Origin of the sequence: Bacillus sp. USDA818B3_A (genome assembly GCF_009928415.1) — a bacterium.
Classification (GTDB): domain Bacteria; phylum Bacillota; class Bacilli; order Bacillales; family Cytobacillaceae; genus Neobacillus.
On sequence record NZ_JAABNN010000002.1, the window covers coordinates 299,583 to 322,885 of the forward strand.

22 protein-coding genes are annotated in these 23,303 nt (G+C 38.9%); 6 read left to right on the plus strand and 16 right to left on the minus strand.

The genetic code is table 11. The annotated features are described in order from the left end of the window. Positions 1–91: 91 nt before the first annotated feature. From ptsP to GXK58_RS04645, 4 genes are all read right to left on the minus strand, one after another. Positions 92–1,804, minus strand: a complete 1,713-nt coding sequence (ptsP, locus tag GXK58_RS04630) for a phosphoenolpyruvate--protein phosphotransferase (protein ID WP_160720320.1) — start codon at positions 1,802–1,804, stop codon at positions 92–94. Then, entirely contained in the window at positions 1,804–2,070 is a 267-nt protein-coding gene (locus tag GXK58_RS04635; RefSeq protein WP_160720322.1) for a phosphocarrier protein HPr, read from the minus strand. Before GXK58_RS04635 ends, ptsP begins: the two co-directional genes overlap by 1 nt. A 599-nt stretch (positions 2,071–2,669) precedes the next feature. Then, positions 2,670–4,160 carry a glycerol kinase GlpK gene (glpK, locus tag GXK58_RS04640; RefSeq protein WP_160720324.1) on the minus strand — a complete coding sequence of 497 codons (1,491 nt, stop codon included), beginning with the start codon at positions 4,158–4,160 and terminating at the stop codon, positions 2,670–2,672. Positions 4,161–4,220: 60 nt separating this feature from the next. Further along, positions 4,221–4,415 carry a hypothetical protein gene (locus GXK58_RS04645; protein ID WP_160720326.1) on the minus strand — a complete coding sequence of 65 codons (195 nt, stop codon included), beginning with the start codon at positions 4,413–4,415 and terminating at the stop codon, positions 4,221–4,223. Positions 4,416–4,639: 224 nt separating this feature from the next. Between GXK58_RS04645 and GXK58_RS04650 the strand changes: the two genes are divergently transcribed. Next, entirely contained in the window at positions 4,640–4,828 is a 189-nt protein-coding gene (locus GXK58_RS04650; RefSeq protein ID WP_160720328.1) for a YkvS family protein, read from the plus strand. An 81-nt stretch (positions 4,829–4,909) separates the two neighbouring features. On the opposite strand, the gene GXK58_RS27200 is transcribed toward GXK58_RS04650, so the two are convergent. Continuing rightward, the gene (locus GXK58_RS27200) at positions 4,910–5,029 is read right to left on the minus strand and encodes a DUF6254 family protein (RefSeq protein ID WP_237389565.1); all 120 of its coding nucleotides are present in this window, start codon (positions 5,027–5,029) and stop codon (positions 4,910–4,912) included. 147 nt (positions 5,030–5,176) lie between these two features. Here GXK58_RS27200 and GXK58_RS04655 point away from each other — a divergent pair, with 147 nt between their 5' ends. After that, a complete protein-coding gene (locus GXK58_RS04655; RefSeq protein WP_160720330.1) occupies positions 5,177–5,788 on the plus strand; it encodes a CPBP family intramembrane glutamic endopeptidase in 612 nt (203 codons plus the stop codon). A gap of 24 nt (positions 5,789–5,812) precedes the next feature. Here GXK58_RS04655 and GXK58_RS04660 read toward each other — a convergent pair whose 3' ends face one another. Further along, the gene (locus tag GXK58_RS04660; protein WP_160720332.1) at positions 5,813–6,862 is read right to left on the minus strand and encodes a YkvI family membrane protein; all 1,050 of its coding nucleotides are present in this window, start codon (positions 6,860–6,862) and stop codon (positions 5,813–5,815) included. Between the two features lie 192 nt (positions 6,863–7,054). On the opposite strand from GXK58_RS04660, the gene GXK58_RS04665 reads away from it, so the two are divergent. Beyond that, complete coding sequence (locus GXK58_RS04665) at positions 7,055–9,211, plus strand: ATP-dependent Clp protease ATP-binding subunit (protein WP_160720334.1); 2,157 nt, start codon at positions 7,055–7,057, stop codon at positions 9,209–9,211. Between the two features lie 36 nt (positions 9,212–9,247). Here GXK58_RS04665 and GXK58_RS04670 read toward each other — a convergent pair whose 3' ends face one another. Further along, complete coding sequence (locus tag GXK58_RS04670; RefSeq protein ID WP_160720336.1) at positions 9,248–10,942, minus strand: M3 family oligoendopeptidase; 1,695 nt, start codon at positions 10,940–10,942, stop codon at positions 9,248–9,250. A gap of 90 nt (positions 10,943–11,032) precedes the next feature. Next, the gene (locus GXK58_RS04675) at positions 11,033–11,473 is read right to left on the minus strand and encodes a MarR family winged helix-turn-helix transcriptional regulator (protein ID WP_160720338.1); all 441 of its coding nucleotides are present in this window, start codon (positions 11,471–11,473) and stop codon (positions 11,033–11,035) included. A gap of 211 nt (positions 11,474–11,684) precedes the next feature. Between GXK58_RS04675 and GXK58_RS04680 the strand changes: the two genes are divergently transcribed. Beyond that, positions 11,685–12,920 carry an MFS transporter gene (locus tag GXK58_RS04680; RefSeq protein WP_160720340.1) on the plus strand — a complete coding sequence of 412 codons (1,236 nt, stop codon included), beginning with the start codon at positions 11,685–11,687 and terminating at the stop codon, positions 12,918–12,920. 42 nt (positions 12,921–12,962) lie between these two features. On the opposite strand, the gene GXK58_RS04685 is transcribed toward GXK58_RS04680, so the two are convergent. Then, positions 12,963–13,478 (minus strand): hemerythrin domain-containing protein, encoded by a 516-nt coding sequence (locus tag GXK58_RS04685; protein WP_160720342.1) that lies wholly within the window; start codon positions 13,476–13,478, stop codon positions 12,963–12,965. A gap of 227 nt (positions 13,479–13,705) precedes the next feature. Between GXK58_RS04685 and GXK58_RS04690 the strand changes: the two genes are divergently transcribed. Further along, entirely contained in the window at positions 13,706–14,053 is a 348-nt protein-coding gene (locus GXK58_RS04690) for a hypothetical protein (RefSeq protein WP_160720344.1), read from the plus strand. A 163-nt stretch (positions 14,054–14,216) separates the two neighbouring features. On the opposite strand, the gene GXK58_RS04695 is transcribed toward GXK58_RS04690, so the two are convergent. From GXK58_RS04695 to GXK58_RS04715, 5 genes are all read right to left on the minus strand, one after another. Next, complete coding sequence (locus tag GXK58_RS04695) at positions 14,217–14,501, minus strand: ferredoxin family protein (RefSeq protein WP_098526926.1); 285 nt, start codon at positions 14,499–14,501, stop codon at positions 14,217–14,219. Further along, positions 14,501–15,796, minus strand: a complete 1,296-nt coding sequence (locus tag GXK58_RS04700; RefSeq protein ID WP_160720346.1) for an FAD-dependent oxidoreductase — start codon at positions 15,794–15,796, stop codon at positions 14,501–14,503. The genes GXK58_RS04695 and GXK58_RS04700 overlap by 1 nt, the downstream gene beginning before the upstream one ends. Then, positions 15,789–16,820 carry an electron transfer flavoprotein subunit alpha/FixB family protein gene (locus tag GXK58_RS04705; protein ID WP_160720348.1) on the minus strand — a complete coding sequence of 344 codons (1,032 nt, stop codon included), beginning with the start codon at positions 16,818–16,820 and terminating at the stop codon, positions 15,789–15,791. The genes GXK58_RS04700 and GXK58_RS04705 overlap by 8 nt, the downstream gene beginning before the upstream one ends. A 33-nt stretch (positions 16,821–16,853) precedes the next feature. After that, positions 16,854–17,678, minus strand: coding sequence for an electron transfer flavoprotein subunit beta/FixA family protein (locus GXK58_RS04710; RefSeq protein WP_160720350.1), 825 nt, complete (start codon positions 17,676–17,678; stop codon positions 16,854–16,856). Between the two features lie 463 nt (positions 17,679–18,141). After that, the gene (locus GXK58_RS04715) at positions 18,142–18,384 is read right to left on the minus strand and encodes an aspartyl-phosphate phosphatase Spo0E family protein (RefSeq protein WP_160720352.1); all 243 of its coding nucleotides are present in this window, start codon (positions 18,382–18,384) and stop codon (positions 18,142–18,144) included. 415 nt (positions 18,385–18,799) lie between these two features. On the opposite strand from GXK58_RS04715, the gene GXK58_RS04720 reads away from it, so the two are divergent. Further along, entirely contained in the window at positions 18,800–19,585 is a 786-nt protein-coding gene (locus tag GXK58_RS04720) for a carbon-nitrogen family hydrolase (RefSeq protein ID WP_160720354.1), read from the plus strand. A 140-nt stretch (positions 19,586–19,725) separates the two neighbouring features. On the opposite strand, the gene GXK58_RS04725 is transcribed toward GXK58_RS04720, so the two are convergent. Both GXK58_RS04725 and GXK58_RS04730 read right to left on the minus strand, forming a co-directional pair. Next, positions 19,726–22,020, minus strand: a complete 2,295-nt coding sequence (locus tag GXK58_RS04725; protein WP_160720356.1) for a thiamine pyrophosphate-dependent enzyme — start codon at positions 22,018–22,020, stop codon at positions 19,726–19,728. Then, positions 22,020–23,033 carry a 2-oxoacid:acceptor oxidoreductase family protein gene (locus GXK58_RS04730; protein WP_160720358.1) on the minus strand — a complete coding sequence of 338 codons (1,014 nt, stop codon included), beginning with the start codon at positions 23,031–23,033 and terminating at the stop codon, positions 22,020–22,022. Before GXK58_RS04730 ends, GXK58_RS04725 begins: the two co-directional genes overlap by 1 nt. Positions 23,034–23,303: the final 270 nt, after the last annotated feature.

Sequence of the window (23,303 nt, forward strand, 5' to 3'; positions counted from 1 at the left end):
ATTGTTAGCATATGTACTTTTAGTCCTATTTACTTACTCCTTAAATATAAAAAAGACCAACTATCACTAGTTGGTCTCCCCTTGGAACATTTTATTTTACAGCATTATTTACTGCTTCAATAACTTGAGCCGTTGTTTGCATATTTAATACTTCTTGTGCCAGTTTTTCCATATCAGACTTATTCAGGTTTCTAATAAGTGAACGTGCTTTTAAGATAGAAGTTGCACTCATAGAGAATTCATCTAGACCTAACCCAAGCAGAACTGGAATGGCAGTCTCATCCCCAGCCATTTCACCACACATCCCTGTCCATTTTCCTTCAGCGTGTGATGCATCAATAACCATTTTAACTAATCTAAGGATTGAAGGGCTGTAAGGCTGGTAAAGGTATGAAACACGCTGGTTCATACGGTCTGCAGCCATTGTGTATTGAATTAAATCATTTGTTCCAATACTAAAGAAATCTACTTCTTTAGCAAATTGGTCCGCTAGAACGGCAGTAGAAGGAATTTCTACCATGATTCCAAGTTCAATTTTATCAGCTACAGTTTGACCTTCTGAAAGAAGCTTTGCTTTTTCTTCCTCAAGTAATGCCTTTGCAGCACGGAACTCATCTAGTGTAGCAATCATCGGGAACATGATCTTTAAATTCCCATAGCTGCTCGCACGTAATAATGCACGAAGCTGCGTACGGAAAAGGTCCTGTTCTTCTAAACATAAACGAATCGCCCGGAAGCCCAAGAATGGGTTCATTTCTTTTGGAAGATCTAAATATGGAAGCTCTTTATCTCCGCCAATATCCAATGTACGAACAACTACCGGCTTGCCTTTCATTCCTTCTAGAACAGCTTTATAGGATTCAAACTGTTCTTCCTCTGTTGGGAATTGGTCACGTCCCATGTAAAGGAATTCTGTACGATATAAGCCAACGCCCTCACCGCCATTATTGATAACACCTTTTAAGTCGTTTGGTGTACCAATGTTGGCAACTAATTCAACGTGATGTCCATCGGCAGAAATGGTTGGCTCATTAACAAGCTTAGCCCATTCTGCTTTTTGAACTTCATAGTCTTCATGTACTTTACGATATTCGGCAACTAGTTCAGGGGTCGGATTAATATGTACTTCCCCTTTAAGTCCATCGACAATAACAAGGTCGCCATTTTTAATCTCCTCAGTAGCTGTTTTGGTACCAACTACAGCTGGGATTTCCAATGAACGTGCCATAATTGCAGAGTGGGATGTACGTCCGCCAATATTTGTCGTAAACCCTTTTACAAAATTACGGTTTAGTTGAGCTGTATCAGATGGAGTCAAGTCCTCTGCCACAATAATGACCTCTTCCGCAATCATGCTTGGATTTACAAGCTGAACACTTAACAAATGGGCTAGTACACGCTTGGTTACATCACGAATATCAGCTGCGCGCTCTTTCATATATTCATTATCCATTTGTTCAAACATCATAACGAACATATCCGCAGTTTCTTTTAAGGCCGATTCAGCATTTACTTTCTCAGACTGAATTTTATCTTCAATCGGTGCATTTAATTCAGGATCGGCTAGAACAAGAAGGTGCGCTTCAAAAATCGCTGCTTTATCAGCGCCAAGGTCTACATTTGCCTTGTCACGAATCGCTTCAAGTTCAGATTTTGATTTTTCCATTGCCTGTCGGAATCGTTCTACTTCAGCCGTTGTATCTTCAACTGATTTTTTTTCAAACGATAAATCCGGTTCAACAAGTCGGTATGCTTTCGCGATTGCAATGCCGTTTGATGCAGCAATACCCTGTAAAAAGGTCATTATTCAGCCAATCCTTCTTTTTTCAATGTATCTTCTAGAGCTTGTAATGCATCGTTTGCATCGTTACCTTCAGCAGCAATTGTAATATCTGCGCCTTGGCCTACACCTAGAGACATAACGCCCATGATAGATTTTAGGTTAACTGTTTTACCTTTATATTCTAAAGTAATTTCTGAATCAAATCTGCTAGCTGTTTGTACTAATAAAGTTGCTGGACGAGCGTGAATACCTGTTTCTGCAACTACTTTAAATTGTTTTTCTGCCATGATAAATCAAACTCCTTTAATAAATAATAGTAAGAATAAAACTTGCCTTATTAAAAATAAACATTTCTAATCATTTAGTCAACTAAGACGCAAACGACTAGCCATTAAATTAGTTCATTTCGCTTATTTTTCCAAAAATAAAAATTATCATACAGGATTTTCACTTTGGTAAGCGGTTATTACATACATGATAGAATACCATTTTCGTCTTTTTCAGACAACTACTTCGTACAAATTTTTTAAACGTTCACAATTCTGTCAAATACTTTCAAATTACGCCATAAACTGTCATAACTTAACCAACGAAAAACGACATATAAAAATGGATATGGCTCTTAAACAAGTCTGTTGATTGGCGCTCCAGTCACTTCGCTTTCCGCGGGCGTGCCGGGGAGCCTCCTCGGCGCTTTGCACCTGCGGGGTCTCCCCAGCCCCGTACTCCCGCAGGAGTCTTCGTGCCTTCCGCGCCAATCAACAGAGTGTTTTCAAATAGACTTCAACTTTTAATTAATATAATAATACCCATTTTTCACAAAGAAAACTGTCTAAAATGACAGTTTTCAGATTGGTTATATAAAATCAATTAATAATGTTTATCATTATTTAAAACTCATAGTGGCATTGACTGCTTTTTTCCAGCCCTCGTATAAGCTATTTCTATTTTCGTTAGACATTTCAGGGGAGAATTTTTTATCGATTGCCCACTGTTTGGCAATCTCCTCTTTATCTTTCCAGAAACCAACTGCAAGGCCAGCCAAGTAGGCAGCACCCAATGCGGTGGTCTCGTGAACAATCGGTCTTTCAACAGGAACGTTTAGGATATTACTTTGAAACTTCATTAAAAAATTATTCATGACTGCTCCTCCGTCTACACGGAGCGTCTTCAAATCAATTCCTGAATCTGCTTCCATTGCAGATAAAACATCTCTTGTTTGATAAGCAAGCGACTCTAATGTCGCCCTGACAAAGTGTTCTTTTGTAGTACCGCGTGTCAGACCAAATACAGCCCCTCTAACCTCACTATCCCAGTAAGGAGTTCCAAGCCCTACAAAGGCCGGTACCACATATACCCCTTCAGTGGATTCAATCGTTTCAGCATACCTTTCACTTTCTTTTGCATCCTTTAACATTCTTAGTCCATCCCGAAGCCATTGAATGGCGGAACCTGCAACGAAAATACTGCCTTCGAGCGCATACTCTACCTTTCCATTCATTCCCCATGCAATGGTCGTTAATAAACCGTGCCGAGAGCGGACTGCCTTTTCACCGGTATTCATTAACATAAAACAACCAGTGCCATACGTATTTTTCGCCATCCCTGTTTCAAAACACGCTTGACCGAAAAGGGCTGCCTGCTGGTCCCCTGCAACACCGGCGATGGGGACCTCACAGCCAAAGAAATGACTTCCTATCGTCTCCGCATAGACTTCTGATGAAGGCCGAACTTCCGGGAGCATAGATTCAGGGACATCTAAAATAGTTAATAATTCCTTATCCCATTCTAAATCATAAATGTTAAACATTAACGTCCGTGATGCATTCGAGTAATCCGTTACATGGGCCCTGCCGCCGGAAAATTTCCAAATCAGCCAAGTATCTATCGTTCCGAAAAGTAACTTCCCTTGATTAGCTTTCTCACGGGCCCCCTCGACATGATCCAAAATCCACTTAACCTTTGTTCCGGAAAAATAGGGATCAATGAGTAAGCCTGTTTTTTCACGAAAAAGATCATTGTATCCTTCTTGCTTTAATTGTTCACAAATGGCATTCGTTTGCCTCGATTGCCAAACAACAGCATGATAGATAGGTTCTCCTGTTTCTTTATCCCACACCACCGTGGTTTCACGCTGATTTGTAATCCCAATCCCTGCTATTTGTTCCGGTTTTATTCCTGATTCGGATAATACTCCAGCAATGACGGACAAAATAGACCCCCAAATTTCATTTGCATTATGCTCAACCCAGCCAGGTTTAGGAAAAAATTGTGTAAATTCTTTTTGGGAAGTATGAACGATTTCCCCTTTTTTATTAAAAAGAATTGCCCTCGAACTCGTAGTCCCTTGATCTAAAGATAAGATATATTTCTCCACCTAATCCTCTCCTCACGATTTTAATCACACACCTTATTGCAGGCCCTTCATACTAGGACGTCAGCTTCGTGGTTCTTTTAGATATTGATATAGAACGTCTCCGCCCCGCTGGCCAATCCCACGGAAATGTTTAAAATCTTGTCTCTTGACTAAAACACTTCTAAACTCCATAAAATCTTCATTCTTAACATAATACTCAGACAGTTCTCCTGTCATAAGTTGATTTAAAATTTGATTTATTAGTTCTTCATTCATGTGCAGCTCACCTATTTCCTTTTCATTTTACTAGAAATACGTTTCATTCTTTAGAATGTAAGCGTAGCCTATTCTTTTTTTATGCCAATCTACATATATTATATTATTCTGTGACAATTAACATAATTGTCAAACAAAAACCTTTACGAAATGTAAAAGATAGTGCAAACTGTTATATAAACACTTAAATAATAATAGTTTTGTGAGGACAAGGAGAGAGGCTAATGAAAAAAGCAGAAGTTGGTAATATTATTGAATTTCGCGGCGGCCTGCAAGGAATAGTTGAAAAGGTAAATGAAAACTCTGTTATAGTCGATCTAACTATTATGGATAATTACCGAGACCTGGAATTAGATCAGCGTACAGTAGTTAATCATAAAAATTATAAAGTGATAAAAGAAAGCGCTTATTAAGTAATATTTTGGAAGAAATGGCAGTCGTTAGCTGCCATTTCTCTTTTGCTGAAACTCACCAAATTGGTGAGTTTTTATTGTTTATTTCCCCTTTTTGGCATTTTCCGAAAGCTGCTTAAAGGATTTCACTTTACCATGGGGATTCTGATCCTGTTTACGAACAGTCCATTCCCTTTCTTGCTGACTTTTTGATTGACTCATTACACTCACTCCTTTCTTACTTATTTTTTTCATTTAAAGAAGTTCTTATCATCGAAAATGGTTAAAATGTTTAAAGAAATCATTTCCTTTTAAAAAACATCTTTGTTAAAATAAATTTTATGATTTTGTAAAAAGGAGCTTGTAAAGATGGATAAACGCATCCTAGATATCCGGCTTATTCTCGGTTTCATTATTGCACATGGACTTATATATTTTTCATTTCATGATAAAACAATCTTTTGGTACATCTTTTCCGGATCCATTCTTATCCTAATTGCTTTTGCCATGCTTCAAGGTGAAGTGGATGATGAGGTATCGTTCGGAAAATATATATCCTTGGGAATTTTATCTGGTTTGATGTTATATTTGTTATTTTGGTTAGGATTTCATGCGTTTCAATTTTTAGACCTCCCTGTTGAGAAGTCTGTTAAAAAATTGTACCGCTGGTATGAGCCACAAGCTTTTTGGCATTATATTGCCCTGGTTTTAGTTGCTGCACCTGGTGAAGAACTTTTCTGGCGGGGATTTATTCAAAAAAGTCTCTTAAAGAATCTCAAATTTATTTGGGGCATATTATTAGGAGCCGTTCTCTACTCTTCGGTTTCAATCTATTCTGGCTCCTTTCTGTTAGTGTTTGCATCCTTTATCGCTGGTTTGGCATGGGGACTATTGTATTATTGGAAGAAAAGTATGCCGCTAGTGATTGTTTCACATATCATCTTTGATATCATGATTTTTATCATACTTCCTTTTAATTAGAGAACAGCTGTCGACTGACAGCTGTTATTTTTTTACTTCCGGATGAAAAGGTTTCATCCACAGCAAAATAAAAAAGGTCATGCAAATATAACCAAATAACGGATATAAATAGGATAATAACGTTCCATAGTTAACCAGACTGATTAGATAGGAAACAAAAAAAATAGCAGTTACTGATAGGATGGTAGGGATGGAAAAGTATTGCTTTATCTGCCGGTCAAGACCAAATACATTCCCAATCACAGATGTAAATATTTCACCATAAATGACTAAAACATAAATCCAATAAAGAAAAGGGGCAAGATTCTTCATTACGATCGCCATAGGAATATTGTACATTTCTAGATTAGGCAGCATGATTAAGGTGAAATGACTGGCACCTAAGATTAGTGTTAAAGCGGCCCCTCCAAGAATCCCTCCCCATTTTATTGTCCAATCATCTTTCACCTCAGCCGCAATTGGCACAAGAACGGCTTGAGCCAATCCGAGATTTAATGCCACGTACGAGAATGGGGCTACAACACTTTTCCAGCCATCTTCAGCATGTGGGATATATAATAGTTGATCTATAAAATGCGGCATTTGAACTGAGTAAATCATCAGAATTAAACTGAAACTAATCATTAACGGGACTACAAATGTATTTACCGCAAACAGCCCTTTTGTACCAACTAGCATAACGGCTATTGAAAGAATAATCGTTAAAAAAACACCAAGGTTTTTCGACAGTCCCAGCTGCTCCTCAAACACAGCTCCAGCCCCAGACAGCATGACGGCACTAACCCCAAGGAGCATACCAAGCATAAAGATATTAATAACCCTGCTTGGCCACTTTCCAAATAAATACGTATTAAACTCCTGGTATGATTTTGCATCTATATAGGCGGCCATCCTCATCATCTTTGACCCTAACATGATAAATAGATATCCGCTCATTACTATACTGATTAGTCCAAAAAAGCCGAATCTTGAAAAAAACTCAACGATCTCTTTTCCTGTTGCAAACCCGGCCCCTACTACAGTTCCTACATAAACTGCAGCAATTTGAAAAGCTTGAGTCCAATTCTTCTTCACATCATCTCCCCCTTATCATCAATATATGAGAGAAGGGACAAACAAAGACGAGTTTTTCGAGTTTAGAAATTATTTCCTTAAACAAAATACTTGAAAGTCAAAAAAGGTCAGAGTATACTGTGCTCATAAGGTCAAATATAGTCAAAGTCAAACTTTGATTCAATATATATTATAGTAGGAGGTTATTTGCTTATGCTTTGTCAACAATGCCAGCAAAATCAGGCTCATGTACAATTAAGTTTTACCATTAATGGACAACGTAAGGAAATGAAACTCTGCCACGAATGTTATGCTAAAGAAAAGCAATCCCTTGGAACAGGATTTAGTCCAAATATGAGTTCATTTCCCAACTTCCCTTTTGAACACTTCTTTATCGAGAAAGGGTTCCCACAAGACTCAAGTTTGATGGACCAGCCATCAGCCGCTAAAGGCAGAAAAAAGGGCCAAAACGGTTTTATTGATCAGTTTGGACGAAACCTTAGCACAATAGCTAAGGCAGGTTTAATAGACCCTGTCATCGGCCGTGATGCTGAAATTAAGCGTGTCATTGAAGTTTTAAATAGAAGAATTAAAAATAATCCAGTCCTAATCGGTGAGCCAGGTGTCGGTAAAACGGCCATCGCAGAAGGATTAGCATTAAAAATTTCTAGCGGGGATGTTCCTTCGAAATTACGCAATAAAGAGGTTTATTTATTAGATGTTGCCTCTCTTGTTGCCAATACCGGTATCCGTGGTCAATTTGAAGAAAGAATGAAACAGTTAATTTCTGAATTACAAGAACGAAAAAATATTATTCTCTTTATTGATGAAATTCATTTATTGGTTGGGGCCGGCTCTGCTGAAGGGTCGATGGATGCAGGAAATATTTTAAAACCTGCGCTTGCCCGCGGTGAGTTACAGGTAGTAGGTGCAACCACTCTAAAAGAATACCGTCAAATTGAAAAAGACCAAGCATTAGAACGGCGCTTCCAGCCTGTTCATGTACTTGAGCCTGCAGTGGAAGCTGCCATTGAAATATTAAAAGGGATTCAAAAGAAATACGAGGACTATCATGAAGTTACTTATTCTGATGAAGCGATTCAAGCTTGTGTCATGTTATCAAAGCGCTATATACAAGACCGCTTCTTACCGGATAAAGCAATTGATTTACTCGACGAGGCCGGATCTAAATTAAATCTAACTTCCGACAATAAACACTCAGAGCAAATGGAAAATCGCTTAAAAGAAATTGCTCGTGAGAAAGAAGAAGCCCTTAAAGATGAACAATATGAAAAAGCAGCCATGCTTAGGGATGAGGAAGCTAAACTAGAAAAAGCAGTAAATGCCGACTCAGCTGGTATAAGACCTGTTGTAACAGTCTCTCATATCCAAAAAATCATTGAAGAAAAAACAAAAATCCCAGTTGGAAAACTACAGCAGGACGAACAGCTTAAAATGCGCGAACTAGAAACGAACCTTAATAAAAAGGTGATCGGCCAAGATAAAGCCGTGAAAAAAGTAGCGAAGGCCATCAGACGCAGCCGCGCAGGACTAAAATCAAAACATCGTCCAATTGGTTCCTTCCTATTTGTTGGTCCTACTGGGGTAGGTAAAACCGAACTAACCAAAACACTCGCTGAGGAACTATTTGGCAGCAAGGATTCGATGATTCGACTTGATATGAGTGAGTATATGGAAAAACACAGCGTCTCAAAGCTTATTGGTTCCCCTCCAGGTTACGTCGGCCATAATGAGGCTGGACAATTAACGGAAAAAGTCCGCAGAAACCCATATAGCATTATTTTATTGGATGAAATTGAAAAGGCACATCCGGACGTTCAGCATATGTTTTTGCAAATTCTTGAAGATGGCCGTCTAACCGATAGTCAAGGCAGAGTCGTAAGTTTTAAAGACACAGTTATTATCATGACAAGTAATGCAGGTGTAAGTCACAAGCCAATCCACGTAGGTTTTGGAGCTAGTGAGGCGGTGGAAGAAGCAAGTATTCTTGACTCTCTCGGCAGTTTCTTTAAACCAGAATTCTTAAACCGTTTCGACAGCATAATTGAATTTAATGCTCTGGATAAGGAGCATATCTTATCCATTGTCGACCTAATGGTCCAAGAATTACAATATACATTAGATGAACAGAACATTACATTTACAATTACAAACGAGGCAAAAGAAAAATTAGCCGAACTTGGATACCACCCTGCTTTTGGTGCCCGTCCACTCCGCAGAGTCATCCAGGAACAGCTTGAAGATAAAATTGCTGACTTTATTTTGGAAGAGCCAGAGGCAAAACAATTTGTAACTGTTCTTGAAAATAATGAACTAAAGGTAGTATCTGAAACCATTACAGCTCTATAATCATTAAAAGCGAAGCCAATAGGCCTCGCTTTTCTTTTATAATTTTTGATCATCAACGGTATTTAACCATTCCTCGATCACACCAACAACAGACTCAACACAACCATTTTCAAATGGCGAAATTAGGTTGGCTTCTTTGACAAGCTTTGTAAAAGAAAGGCTGCCGCCAAGATTACAAAGCTTCACATAATCTGCCCATGCCTCATCCCTGTTTTCTACAGAACACTTCCAAAATTGGAAGGCACAAATTTGTGCAAGCGTATAGTCGATATAATAAAATGGTGAATTATAAATATGTCCTTGACGCTGCCAAAAGCCCCCGTTCTCTAGGTAAACATTTCCGTCATAATCTTTATGCGGTAAATACTTCTTCTCAATTTCACGCCACTGGTCTTTGCGTTCTGCAGGTGTTGCTTGAGGATTTTCATAAACCCAGTGCTGGAATTCATCGACAGATACCCCGTACGGAAGGAACAACAACGCCCCGCTGAGATGGGTAAACTTATATTTATCAGTATCTTCCTTAAAAAATAATTCCATCCACGGCCAGGTGAAAAACTCCATACTCATCGAATGAATCTCAGCTGATTCATAGGTTGGCCAGTAATATTCAGGAATTTCAAAATGACGGCTGGAATACACTTGGAAGGCATGACCTGCTTCATGGGTCAATACATCAATATCACCTGATGTCCCGTTAAAATTCGAAAAGATAAATGGAGCCTTATAATTCTCAATAAATGTACAATAGCCTCCTCCTGCTTTTCCCTTCTTCGCAACAAGATCCATTAAATGATTTTCCTGCATATATTTAAAGAATGCGCCCGTTTCTTTAGAAAGGTCTTCGTACATTTTTTGTCCATTTTCAATAATCCATTCGGGGTCACCTTTGGGAATCGCATTTCCTGACAGAAAATTAAATCCTTCATCATAATATTTTAAAGAATCAACACCAATTCGCTGCTGTTGGCGTTTTTTTAATTTTGTTGCAATCGGTACAATATAGTCCTTTACCTGATTCCGGAAGTTTGCAACCATTTCCGAATTATAATCAGTCCTCATCATTCGATAATAGGCAAGTTCGACAAAGTTTTTAAACCCTAATTTCTGAGCAATTTCTGTTCTTACTTTGACCAAATCGTCATAAATTCGGTCGAGCTGCTCTTCATGTACAGCGAAAAATCCAAATTTCGCTTCACTTGCCCTTTTACGCATGGCACGGTCCTTTGACTCGGTAAATGGATCTAATTGTGCAAGGGTTCTTTCTTCCCCTTCAAAGTCAATCTTTGCTGAGGCTAGTAATTTTGTATATTCCGTAGACAAGCGGTTTTCCTTTTGCAATAAGGATACGATTTCTGGTTTAAATGTTTTTAACTGTCCTTCAGCAAGGGCAAACAGCTGCGTTCCCCACTTTTTTTCTAACTCAGGGCGAAACTTGGATTCAACTAGCGCCTGATAATACTTTGTTGTCAATCCTTCCATTTCAGGCTGAATTTCATCCATGTAATCTTGCTCTTCCCTATAAAATTCATCATTCGTATCAATCGAGTGGCGAATATAACAAAGGTTAAACATGGTGCCCAAATCATTTCTCAGCTGGTTGATTTCTCCCATAAACCGGCTTTGTTCCTCCACTGATTCCGCAAGTTTAAATCCTTCCAACACCTGATCAAACTTTGTCTTTATCTCATCTAGATTTGGTCTGACATATGTATATTTTTCAAAACTCATGAAAAACAACTCCTTCCATTTCTCAAGTCTATCATTTCGCCATACTTAAATAGTATTCCTTCCATAAAAAAAATACGACCATAGGCCGTATTAAAATTTCCCTGCAGGTATTCCTATTTTTTTTAATAGGTCAATCGCAGCCGTTTTTTCAGAATCGGACAGAACTGACATCAGCGTATCAATTTGTTTTGCATGTTCTGGAAAAATCTCATCAATAAACGATTTTCCTTGCTCAGTAATTTGAGCATATGTTACCCGCCTGTCATTGGGACAGGCTATCCTTCTTAAAAATCCTTTTTGCTCCAGTTTGTCAACAACGTAGGTAATACTTCCGCTGGCAAGCAGGATTTTCCCGCCAATTTGCTGCATCGGCTGGTCCCCTTTATGATATAGAAGCTCTAAGACGGCAAATTCAGTTGGATTCAAACCTTTCACTTGAATTGCCTTATTTACATGTTCATTAATTGCTTTATATGCTCTTGAAAGGACAATAAATAACTTTAATGACTTCTCTACTGTTTCGTTTTCCATAAGAACTCATCCTTTTGATTATAATAAGATGTTTGACAGAATCCATCTTAGAAAATTATCTTGATTTCAAAGTTTATTATAAAAAAATTTTATATGACTGTCAAATTGCCTCACAATAGTGCTTAAATTTCGAAAATAGAAATAATTGTTTCTTATTTTAATAAATAAGTAGTAATATAAAAAAAAACAATACAAATAAAGAAGGGATAATATGACTCAACCAGCTGCACTTTCCTCAAAGACTTCGAAAACTGCGGAATCAACGATGTTTAAAATTCTGTTTATCATCGGGCTCTGCCATTTATTAAATGATGCTATTCAAGCTGTAGTACCTGCAATGTTTCCCATATTAGAAAAGTCAATGGGACTTAGCTTTACCCAGTTGGGGATTATAGCATTCTCGTTAAATATGGTCTCCTCTGTCATGCAGCCGATCGTTGGCTATCTTACAGACAAAAAACCGATGCCCTTTGCTCTGCCAATCGGCCTTACCTTCACTCTATTTGGCGTTCTTGGTTTAGGATTTGCGGGCAATTTTTCAATGATTGTTTTTTCCGTTCTTTTCATTGGACTAGGATCAGCTGTCTTCCATCCTGAGGGCTCAAGGGTTGCGTATATGGCAGCGGGCAGCAGGAGAGGACTTGCCCAATCTATTTACCAGGTAGGCGGGAATACTGGCCAAGCATTGGCACCTCTCATTACTGCACTTATATTGGTTCCTTTAGGTCAGATAGGGGCTTCATGGTTTACCATTGTTGCCGCCGTTGCTGTTATTTTACTTGTGTATATAGCGAACTGGTACCATAAAAGATTGTTAATTTCCCCTAGAGTGAAGAAAAAGAATACTTCTAACGATAAGAGCCGGGGGGTGTCTAAAGAAGTCAAAAACACATTGGCATTAATTTTGCTGTTAATCTTCGCTAGAACTTGGTATACTTCCGGCATCACTAACTTCTATACATTTTATGCTATAAAAGAATATGCCTTTTCCATTAAGGAATCTCAATTCTTTTTGTTTGCATTCTTAGTATCAGGGGCAGTTGGGACCTTTTTTGGAGGACCGCTGGCAGACCGGTTTGGAAAGAAAAAGATTATATCCTTATCGATGTTAGCGACGGTTCCTTTTACAATCCTGATTCCCCATGTTCCACCTGTGCCCGCATTTATTTTTCTGGTGCTGACAGGTTTTATTTTGATGACTAGTTTCTCAGTTACTGTCGTATATGCCCAAGAATTGGTTCCGGGTAAAATCGGTACAATGTCCGGTTTAACTGTGGGCCTTGCGTTTGGAATGGGAGCTATCGGTTCCGTAGGGCTGGGTTCGATAGCAGACTGGATTGGTTTGTCATCCATGATCACCTGGCTTGGTATCTTGCCAATCCTAGGATTACTTGCACTCCTCCTCCCTAGTGATCAGAAAGTCTGGGAGTGGAATCAGCGAGGGTGATTATAAAATAAAACAGGAGGGGCAGCCCCATCCTGTTTTATTTTATTTCTTAAATACCCGCAATAACTCTGCCTTTTCCTCGTCGGACAGCATTCTTTCAGCCATTGGAAACAACACATTTTCCTCTTTTGAAAAATGGTCCGTTAAGATAAAATAGGCATTTTGTATTAATTCAGCTAACTTTTTCTTTTCTTGCGGAGAAGATTCCCCTGCCTCTGCTTGATCAAGAAAGGCAGCAATATTTGTTTTTGCCTGATCATGTTCATATTCCATAACAGCAATTGGTCCTGAGGTGGTGCCAATATAAACGCCCATCATTGGGAATAAGACTCCCTCTTCTCTCTCAGAATGAGGTTCTAAATCATTCTTAAATTCTATTACCTTTTGGATTAATTTATTAAAATTCTCTTCGATCTCATTTTCTTGATTAATCTTCTGTGTTAAATCATATAAACCTTCCATTTGGGCCCTTAAGGGAGGATGTTCACTTTTTAGGCGGGCAAGACCTTCACTTAGTTCCCCTTGGGTTGTTCCTCCAAAACCACTCATGCAGCTCATGTATCATTCACCTCTAAATTCATTCTTCCTGAGATAAGTATATAAATATCCACTTGAATATGTAGTGACAGAGGTCACATATTCACAATCAATTCTTTACATAATGATTCAAATGTGATAATTTTATGAAAACGTAAAAATTTTCCGAAAACTTTTAACATTTATCACACAAAAAAGGGGGTATGGTTTCATATAATAAAGATAAATCAATAAGGGAGGTTATAAAAATGAGAACTCCAAACTATCATGATTTTTATGAAAAGGCATTAGTTCCAATCGGGCTAAATGATCTGAAATCATTACAAAAATCTGACGCCTATTGTCCTGACCAACCCTTTACTCATTGGCTTATCGCAGTTGAAGGTGTACAACTGCCGCAGTCCACAATATATTTCCATTGGAAAGTCAGTATCTACCCTGCAACCGTTGAGGGTGATTTTAACTGGAAATCTCCATATTATTGTTCACCAAATATGGAATTAATCGATTATGCCAATACATTGGCATCCTCCTTAGTTCAATCAAGTAAAAAGGATGAACTTTCCTCTGCCACTTTACTAGAGAAAATCAGCTAAATCCACTTCATAGTACCCTTCTGCTTCACCTTCTTTTTACTCCAATTTGTGAAAAAACTTACATATGATAATAAACATACATATACTATTAATTCATCCATTCATTCCGTTCACATAATTAAAAGAAGTGCTGATTTTAATAAAATCAGCACTTCTTTTATATTTAAGCTAATCGAAAAACGATTCCATGACCGCCTTTTGGATATTCCCATTTAATGTTCTGATACGGGCAGCCGATTCGGCAGCTGCCGCACTCATGACAGCCTTCATAACCAACCTGCATCCTTGTTCCTTCCCACTTATATACTTCTGCAGGGCAAAATACTGTACAAATTTTATCGGGACATTTTGTCATACAGATGTCGTGATCAAGCACCGTCAAATGAGACTTGGTATCACACTTAAACCTTAGCAGATACTGCTTTTCCTCGATATTCTTCGTTGACATTATTTCACCGCCTTCCAAGCTCGATAAATATCCTGAATCACTCGAATGGTCCCTTTTTCAGCTGTCATACTCTTGATAATTTGTTTTTGTTTTTCACGTTTCGGTGTGCCATCGACAGTAAAAAATTTGCTCATTGCTTTATTCATCATTGGTAAATACTCATTGAAATATTGCGGGTACTTTTCAAACGTGTGGGCCGCATCTTTATACTTTTCTAAGTCTTTGATTATAAAACTATCATAAAGCTTTTCACGGTATAGATTTAAAGTTGCCTGTGAATAATCCCCTCTTGACTTTGCCTCTATCACCGTTTCAGCTGCGAGTAATCCTGAATGCATTGCCATATTGGAACCTTCTCGATGGATTGCATTTACCAATTGTGCTGCATCACCCACTACAATGACTCCGTTACCGGCAACTTTCGGAACCGAGCGGTAGCCGCCCTCGGGAATAAGGTGGGCTAGATACTCAGCTGATTCGCCTCCCGCAACCAACGGTTTGACCATCGGATGGTTTTTTAAATAATCCAGCAGCTCATACGGCTTTAATTTCGCTTTTATCATACTTGAAAGGGTTGTTCCTACCCCAATATTTAAACTATCCTTATTCGTATAAAGAAAAGCCGTTCCCAGGTTACCTTTTGTTGAATCTCCGAATATTTCAATGGTGCATCCCTGGTTATCCTCTAAATTAAAGCGGTCATTAATTTTATCTTTTGGAAGGTTAATAACTTCCATCACAGTTAAGGCTACTTCATCTGGGCGAAATTCTTTATGAAAGCCTAATTGTTTAGAGAGAAGTGAGTTTACACCATCCGCGAGAACCACCACATCAGCATAGACATCACCATCTGGGCGGTCTGTTCGGACACCAACAACCTTACCATCTTCAACAATACATTCTGTTACGACTGTTTCATTGATGAGAAGTGCTCCGGCTTCAACTGCTTTCCCGGCAAACCATTGGTCAAATTGGGCCCGCAGCACGGTGAAATTATTATAAGGTTCCACTGCCCATTCCAAACCTTTATAGCCAAAAGAGACAACCGACTCCTTATCCATCATCCAAAAGCGCTGCTCGATGACGGGCCTCTCAAGAGGAGCTTCCTTCCAGAATTCAGGAATCAATTCTTCCATTTGTTTTCGATATAATACTCCACCCATTACGTTTTTGGATCCAGGATATTCTCCTCTTTCAATCAGCAAAACCTTCAGTCCGCTCCGTGCGCATGTGAGTGCACATGCAGTACCTGATGGCCCAGCCCCTACGATAATCACATCAAATTTCTCAGACATAACTTAATTCACCGCCCTTTTCCGTCTTGAGCTGCTTAAATTGCTCGATTAGTCTTGGAAGGATCTCCATTGCATCCCCAACAATCCCGTACGTTGCAACGTCAAAAATCGGTGCATCTGGATCCTTGTTAATGGCGATAATAAACTCTGAATTTTTCATACCGACCACATGCTGGATCGCACCAGATATCCCTATGGCAAAATAAATTTTTGGTGTGACTGTTTCACCAGTTTGACCAACTTGCTGTTCGTGCGGAAGCCAGCCAGCTTCAACCACATCACGGGTACCGCCTACACTCGCACCAATCGTGTCCGCTAATTCATGAATGAGCCTGAAATTATGCTGGTCCCCCAATCCTTTGCCGCCGCAAACAATAACATGAGCCTCGGCTAAACTTGCCTTTTTTGTTACTTCATTCACAATTTTCAACACTTTTGTGCGCATATCTTCTTCTCTTAGGTCAATTTTCTCTTCAATTACCCTCCCAAGTCTGCCAGCATCCGGAGCTAATGCTTTCATAACTTTTGGTCTTACGGTTGCCATTTGCGGCCTGTGCTTTTTACAGTGAATGGTTGCCATAATATTACCGCCAAATGCCGGCCTGCTTGCCTCTAACAATCTATTGGTTACATCGACATCGAGCATGGTCGTATCGGCCGTCAACCCCGTAGATAGATCGGTAGCAACTGCACTAGCTAAATCCTTCCCATTTGGAGTCGCTCCATATAGAATAATTTCAGGATTAAACTTTCCAGCTAATAACAGAACACCCTGCATATAGGATTCCGTACGGTAGTCCCTTAAGATTGGCTGTTCAATCACGTATACCTCATCCGCACCGAATGCAATCACTTGGTTAATTAATGGTTTGATCTCATTCCCTAATAAAAAACCCGCTAATGGAACTTGCAGCTTATCAGCAAGCTTTCTTCCAGCTCCCAAAAGCTCCAGTGAGACTCCTTCAATCTTATTATCGTTTTGTTCAATAAATACCCAGACTCCCCGATAATCGTCAATATTCATATAAATCCCTCCAAAAGGCAGAAAATACTATTATTATTTAGATGACTGGATGGTAAATAGGTCCTTTTTATCTATTAGTACTTCCATGAGCTGTTTTACCTGCTCATCAACTGTACCTTCCATTCTTTTCCCGCCTTCAGGCCGTGGAGGTGCAAACATTTTCCCTACGATTGTTGGTGAGCCTTTTAAACCAAGCTGAGCGCGGTCTACATTTTCAAGATCACTGACTGCCCAGATAACAGGTTCGTATCTTGCAGCTTTAAGCATATTTGGCATTGGGGAGTATTCGATTTGGTTAATCTCCTTTTCCACCGTTAATAAACAAGGAAGCTTTGTTTGAATTAATTCATAACCATTTGATAGTTTCCGTTTGATTAAGACTGACTTTTCCTTTAAATTGACCTCTGCCACTTCGATTACATTAGTTACAGGGGGAATATCCATTCTTCTTGCAATCCCGGGTCCAACCTGTCCGGTGTCACCATCAATGGCATGTTTCCCACAAATCACCATATCAATTGGGATTTCCTTGCCTATTTTTTCTAAAGCCTTTGATATTGTGTAACTGGTTGCTAGAGTATCTGCACCGGCAAATGCACGGTCAGTTATCAAATAGCCTCTATCTGCCCCTATTTCAATACTTTTTTTAATAATGGCAGTTGCCTGCGGCGGACCCATGGACAAAACCGATATAGTCCCACCCGTTTTCCCCTTGATTTTCACCGCCTCTTGAACGGCATGTGCATCATAAGGATTCAAAATAGCTGGTGCACTCCGCCGGTCGAGTGTGTTTGTTTTTGGATTAATTTTAATGATTTTTGTATCGGGTACTTGTTTGATACAAACTACAATGTGCATGTAGGACTTTCCCTCCTCCATATAAACTGTGATTATTGAAAGCGCTTGCTTCCATTGGCTATAAAAAATGCTTTTATTAACGATATATGTATCGCAATAGAAGCATATTACCAAACAAAAGAGTTTTCTTTTCATTTAAAATAATTGGGAAAGAATCATGCAGAATCTAGGAGTATTCCGGGCAAAAGAAAATAGTTGTTGAGATGAATAAATGTGGTTAGTTACATAGAAGCTTTGAGCAGCTATTCCATAAAGTGCTCCTACAATAACTATAGTAAATAATATGATTTTAACAATGATAAAAATCACAGGTTCTTCTTTAGAAAGCAAGAAAGGGATATTGCTATGCGGGGAAATTCGTTGATTGGTACTAGGGGGTAAATAATGAAGTAATTTTGATCCGGAAGGCCTTCTTACTGGATTAATTAGATAAATATATTACTGAAGACCTTCAATTAGTATGTCAGACTAAAATTTTGGGCCAGACCATAATCATGTCCTTAAAAGCAAACTTTACTTCCTCATTGGATTTATCTGATGAACGAATTAACCTTTGATAATGATTAATCAGCTCATCTAGCTCTTGGCTGTATTTAAGAGTTTGCGGATTTGTATAGCCAAGTGTAGTTGCACTATTAATCATTAATTCTCTTTTAGCCTTTATCTCTTCAATCATTTCCGATTGATTATTATTATACTTGTACAATTTTATCTCCTACCCTTACACGGTTACTAGAAATACGTCAAAAAAGTAGACTACTTGAAGAATTATGACAAGAAATTTATTAAAAGTAAATACAATCGCAAAAGTAGACAAAACATCCTAAATCTTTCGTTTTTCGACAATTTCTCTTTCTTTTCCTGATTTTATCGACAAATTTCCTCTGGCTGGTATGGTAAACTACTAGAGGACATTTAAAAGATGGTATAATTTTCATACTTTAAAGGAATAAATCGAAACTTTCGTAGGATATTATTGATTCTAAAGAACTATTTTAACTTCACTGCCCCTTATTTTCCTAACTTTGATAAAGTTAAATTTATATTGATATTCGCGGAAGAAATGGTATAACTTTAATATTAACTTGATAAGAGAAATAGAAATTCATGAGGTGAAGAATTTGAAAATAAACGTTTCCTGTCTGCAAATGGATATCGCCTTTGGTAACCCTGAAAGCAATTATCAATCTGCAGAAAATCTTATTGAAAAAGCGATGGAGGAGCAGCCTGATATTATTGTCCTGCCCGAGCTTTGGACAACAGGATATGATTTAACAAGATTAGAATTGATTGCCGATGAGCATGCTCAGAAAACAATTGCCTTCCTTCAATCAGCAGCCAAAAAACACCAGGTCCATTTTGTTGGAGGTTCTGTAGCAAATCGCGGCGAAAAAGGTGTAAAAAATACACTTCTTATTGTTACGAAAGATGGTAATGTGGTCCATCAATATGATAAACTCCATCTTTTTAAATTAATGGATGAGCATCTTTATCTAGAAGCCGGCACTGAAAAAGGTTTATTCAAGGTAGATGATCAATTATTCGCAGGTGTAATATGTTATGACATTCGTTTCCCAGAATGGATTCGCGCCCATACTTCAGAAGGCGCTGAAGCCTTATTTGTGGTTGCCGAATGGCCAGCCCCCCGCCTAGAGCATTGGCGTGCTCTCTTAATCGCCAGAGCGATTGAGAATCAGTGTTATGTCATTGCCTGCAACCGTGCCGGCAGTGACCCAAACAACCAGTTTGCCGGACACTCACTTGTGATTGATCCATGGGGTAAGGTATTAGCAGAAGCGGGGGAAAAGGAAGAAATACTAACAGCAGAAATTAATCTCGATTTAGTTAAAGAAGTACGTAAGCAAATTCCTATCTTTGAAGATAGAAAGCCTAACTCATATAATTAGTTCCTTATCACCACGCAAAAAGGCAATCCCGTTTGGATTGCCTTTTTTAATATAACTTTTTCTAAAGTTGACATAAAAAACAGAGAACGTAAGGCACTTCCATACCTTCACGCTCTCTGTCCCCGAATGCTCATTGTATCTTAGAGCATAGGATTTTCGTGCTTTGCTTTAAGACGCTGCCATCTCTTCTCAACTTCAGCCTCAAACTCGTCTAAAATAGGTTTATTTTCATCCTTTAAAAGGTGTTTGGTTTTCCCCATATATTTCAACCATTCTGAAAGGGGAACACGTTTATTCTTCTCTTCTGGATTATACGTAATAGCCGTTACCCCTTGTTCAACTTCATATAGAGGGAAGAAGCAAGAATTTACAGCCTCTTCAATAATCTTTGTACCGTAACGGTCATCTGATTTCCAGTTTAATGGACAAGTGATAAGAAGTTTACCATATACTGGTCCCACATTCTGTGCATACCACTGTGCTTTTGCGCCTTTTTTCACTAAATCCTGAGGGAATGCTTCAGAGCCTGTAAATACATATGGAATATTGGTTGCTGCCATGATCTGGACAGTATCCTTATGGTGGAATGCTTTACCACGCTGAACTTTCCCGACACCAGATGTGCTTGTCATATGTCCAATTGGTGTGGAATAAGACATTTGTGAACCAGTATTCATGTAACCTTCGTTATCATACTCAAGCATAATGAGTTTATGGCCGCGGAGCGCTGTACCGATCGCTGAACCCATCCCTATATCCATACCACCGTCACCGGTAATCATAACAAAGGTTGCATCGTCAGATACGTTAATTTCACCACGTCGCTTTAATTCCATAAAGGCTTCAACCGTTCCGGATAATGTTGCTGCACCGCTTTGGAACAAGTTGTGTATCATCGTCTGCTTATGTGAAGTACTTGGATATCCAGTCGTCGTTACATAAGCACAGCCTGTTTGGAATAATGTGACAATATCCCCTTCAATGCCCTTAAAGAATAACTCTAAACCTGCAAAAATACCGCAGCCTGGACATGCACCGTGTCCCGATGCAATCCGCTTAGGCTTACCTGTTAGAGCACGAAGCGGCGGAATTTTTACTTTTAATTTATTTGTTGCTTCATCCATTTTCACATCAATTAATCCTGTTTTATACACGTCACCATGCTGTGGTAAAATAACAGGCTTCAGAACGTTTTCCGGATTACCAGGCACATGACCATAATAATCAAAGGATTTTTCGGCATAACCTTTTTCCATTGCATCTATTGCCATATCAAAGAATGCGTGCGCATCATCCGCATAGAAATCCTTGCCGCCAAGACCGAATACACGGCTTAACACGATGGTTTGATTTTCTTTATCATCTTGGAGAGCCGACTTCACTTCATGTGTTAAGTTCGGTCCATTTGCACCATAAGAGTCTGCCCGTTCTCCGACTAGTAATGCTTTTACATTTTTAAGTGCTTCACGAATTTCCTTTGCAGGGAATGGGCGGATAATATTAGGGCTGATCACACCCGCTTTAATCCCTTTTTCACGAAGTTGGTCAACAACATCCTTTGCTGATTCAGCAGCAGAGTTTAATAGAAATAAAGCAACTTCGGCATCTTCCATTTTATATAAATCTAAAACAGGATACTCTCTGCCTGATAGTTTCGCATACTCGGCAGCCACTTCTTTAAATACCTCTTTAGCATTGTAAATGGCTTCGGATTGTTGGTAGTGGTTGTTTAAGAAATCGTCACCGCTCATATGAGCACCAACTGTTACAGGCTTGCTCAAATCTCTAACAAAGTTATAATCGGTCGGGCATTCACCAACAAATTGCTGAACCACATTACGGTCCTTAAAGTACTCAACTCTGCGTTTTTGGTGGGATGTAAAGAACCCGTCATAAGCGACAATCACCGGTAATCGCACTTTAGAATGTTCGGCAATTTTTAATGCCATAATATTCATGTCATAAACAGCTTGAGGTGTTTTCGCTGTTAAAATAACCCACCCTGTATTCAAGGCATAATAAAGATCCGAGTGATCACCGCGAATATCAAGCGGACCACTGACTGCCCTAGTAACAAGATTCAAGACCATTGGATAACGAGTCCCTGATTGCACAGGCATCTGTTCAAGCATATAAAGGAAACCATTTGCACTAGTGGCATTGATGACACGTGCACCAGTAATGGCAGCTCCGTAGCAAATACCTGCTGAGCCATGTTCTCCATCGGCAGGAATCAGTTTTATATCATGCTGACCGCGTGTCTTCATTTGATCTAAAAATTGAGCAACCTCAGTAGAAGGTGTAATTGGGAAGTATCCCATAATATGATAGTTAATTTGTGCTGCTGCAGTAGCTGCCATTTCATTACCCGATTCAAAGGTAGAAAGTTGCTCTGCTACACCCTGTTTTGTTAATTTATCTTCTAAAATAGCCATTATCGTACCCCTCCTGCAATATAAGGAAAGTTTTGCTTTACACGGTTTTCATCCGCATAACCCATGATTTCACGAAGATCTCCCAATGCATCAGTTGGACATGCTTCAATACACTTTAAGCAGCCCTTGCAGTATTGATAATCGATCCCCTTTAGGAACATTTGCTTTCTGCCTCGTTTATCTTCTCCTTCTTCCCAAACAAAACAGAAATCCGGACAAACATTATCACAAGCAGCACAGTGTATACATTTGTCTTGCTTGTATTCTGGAAGAAAACCTTGTCGTGATCCGCTTAAATCTTTAAAGATGCTGTTTGCTTGTGAAACCATGACACCGCCAATTTCCTGTGTCAGATATCCCAGCTGTGGAAGCGGACGAGTAAATGCTTTTCCTTCCGCACCTTCTGGTACTTCATAGGTTTTAAATTGAACTTCATTATATCCGCGGTCAAATGTGCGAATATTTGGTTCAACTAGATGCGGGTATTTCTTTGTAAAGGTTTTTCGAATCACATCTCTCATCGATTCAGGATCTAAGAAATCACAAATTCGATACAGGGCTCCAAGCATAGCTGTATTAACTTTGGTTTTTTCCTCAACAGCAATAGTTAAAGCATCTATGATTGCAAGAGTTCCATATTCTAAATGTAAATCTTTTTTAACATCATCAAATTGTCTAGCAGTATTTACCAGAACAATTCCATCAGCATCTAAACCGCTGACAACATTAACGGTTTTATATAATGCCTCATGAAAAACACCAACAATATGCGGCTGCTCGATTGGACTGTGGTCCCTGATTTCCACTTCTGGTTCACAAAAACGAATGAAACTCTTTACTGGTGAACCTTTCTTTTCAGAGCCGTAAGATGAAAAGTTTGAGCCTCGTAAACCAAGACTTAACACACCAGCTTCAGCTAACATTTTACCAGCAAGGTTTGCTCCCAGGCCGCCAATAGATTCTAATCGGATTTCAAAAAATCCGAGATCATTCTTTTTCGGTAAAATAGACATAATGTCCCTCCCCATTTCATCCCAAAATTACGAAATAACGATTTATTGTTTTCTCCACAGTTATTGTAGGACAATTTTGAAAGTTTAGCTGTGACAAAAGTCAAACATCTAGCAAATAATTTTATAACACATTATTTTTTTTAAAAGAATCATTATTATGTCAGACTTAAGAACGCTTACTTAATTGTATAACAGAAAATTTATTGTAATATAACAGAATGAGCAATAAATACATCATTAAAGGGGATAGGGGCTATCGTAGACTGAAAA